Consider the following 1593-nt stretch of genomic DNA (forward strand, 5'->3'; position numbering starts at 1 on the left):
CGCATCGCGCGCGCGCCGGCGGCAATCGCTTTCACGATATTATGATAGCCGGTGCAGCGGCAGATATTGCCTTCGAGTTCTTCGCGGATGGTGCGGTCCTCAAGCTCATTGCCCTTACGCCGCACAATATCGACCGCGGTCATGATCATTCCCGGCGTGCAGTAGCCGCATTGCAGGCCATGATTCTCACGGAACGCCTCCTGCATCGGATGCAGCGGCGCGCCGTCGGCGGCGAGCCCCTCGATCGTCTTGACCTCGTGGCCATCGGCCATCACCATCAGCGTGGTGCAGGACTTCACCGCCTTGCCGTCGAGATGCACGACGCAGGCGCCGCATTGCGAGGTGTCGCAGCCGACATGCGTGCCGGTCAGCCGCAGATGCTCGCGCAGGAACTGCACCAGCAGGGTTCTGGAGTCGACATTGGCGGTGACGGGATTGCCATTCACGATCAAGGAAATCTTGGGCATCAGCACTCTCTATTATCTGCGCGACCGCATTGCACGGCAGCACAGCCATCAAATCATTCGGGCGCCATAATATGGGCCATCCCGGTAATGGGCAACCTTGCCCCGATCGCGACGCAGCAAACTTCAGGTCTCGACTTCAGGTCCCTTCCACCGCCTTGGCGAAACTGGCAAAGAACTCATCGGCCAGTTTCTTGGCGGTCCCGTTGATCAGGCGCTGACCGAGCTGCGCCAGCTTGCCGCCGATCTGCGCCTCGACATCATAGGAGAGCAAGGTGCCGCCGTCCTTGTCGGCCAGCGCCACCGTGGCGCCGCCCTTGGCGAAGCCCGCGACGCCGCCCTCGCCCTCGCCCGAGATCTTGTAGCCGTTCGGCGGATCGAGATCGCTCAGGGTCACCTTGCCCTTGAATCGTGCCGACACCGGCCCGACCTTCATCTTGGCGACCGCACGAAAACCGCCTTCATCGGTCTTCTCCAACTCCTCGCAGCCCGGGATGCAGGCTTTCAGGACTTCGGGATCGTTCAGCTTGGCCCACACCGCCTCGCGCGGTGCCGCGAGTTGGACTTCGCCGTTCATCGTCATCGCCATGAGGGCCTCCCCGGATCGACTAGGTCTGTTACCCCAGTTAAGGCACCTGCCGGCCAAAGGGAAGACCAGTTGAGGCCGGTGTGCGATGCAGTTTGGCGGCACGGGACGCATGTTCGCGGGCGCAGCAGCCTTGTGCCGGCCCGCGAGGCCTCGCGCGAAGTCGACTGCTGGCCGCGGGTTGGGGGATTGGCAGAGGTAGTCGAGCATGGTTAGGTCGCGCGCATCATGAGCACGTCCCTCTCGCCCCTGCTCGCCCCGATGCTGTCGAGCGGCCCGATGCGCGCCGTCTGCGACGATTTAGCCCTGCTGCAGAACATGCTTGACTTCGAGGCGGCGCTGGCGCGCGCCGAGGCCGCGGTCGGCGTCATCCCGCAAGACGCGGCCGAGCCGATCGCGCGGGCCTGCACGGCGGCGGCGTTCGATCTCGCGAGCCTTGCGGAGGCCGCGACGCGCTCCGGCAACCTCGCGATACCGCTGGTGAAGGCGCTGACCGCGCATGTCGCCAAAACGGACGCCGAGGCCGCGCGCTACGTGCATTGG

General features: G+C 65.0%; 2 protein-coding genes and 1 pseudogene. 1 reads left to right on the top strand and 2 read right to left on the bottom strand.

Features of this window, described 5'->3' with window-relative positions:
• Positions 1-467 (bottom strand): (2Fe-2S)-binding protein (locus tag WCB02_RS35845; protein WP_423966251.1); only part of this gene is annotated, 467 nt, incomplete at its 3' end.
• A gap of 136 nt (positions 468-603) precedes the next feature.
• The gene (locus WCB02_RS35850; RefSeq protein ID WP_423966253.1) at positions 604-1053 is read right to left on the bottom strand and encodes an SRPBCC family protein; all 450 of its coding nucleotides are present in this window, start codon (positions 1051-1053) and stop codon (positions 604-606) included.
• Positions 1054-1278: 225 nt separating this feature from the next.
• On the opposite strand from WCB02_RS35850, the pseudogene WCB02_RS35855 reads away from it, so the two are divergent.
• Positions 1279-1593 (top strand): annotated as a pseudogene (locus WCB02_RS35855) (3-carboxy-cis,cis-muconate cycloisomerase); the annotation flags it as partial.

It is taken from the genome of Bradyrhizobium sp. (genome assembly GCF_049581145.1).
GTDB lineage: Bacteria > Pseudomonadota > Alphaproteobacteria > Rhizobiales > Xanthobacteraceae > Bradyrhizobium.

What these genes read in the sequence shown, in the direction of transcription:
- WCB02_RS35850 (WP_423966253.1), bottom strand. Translation starts at nt 1,053, where the DNA reads ATGGCGATGACGATGAACGGCGAAGTCCAACTCGCGGCACCGCGCGAG.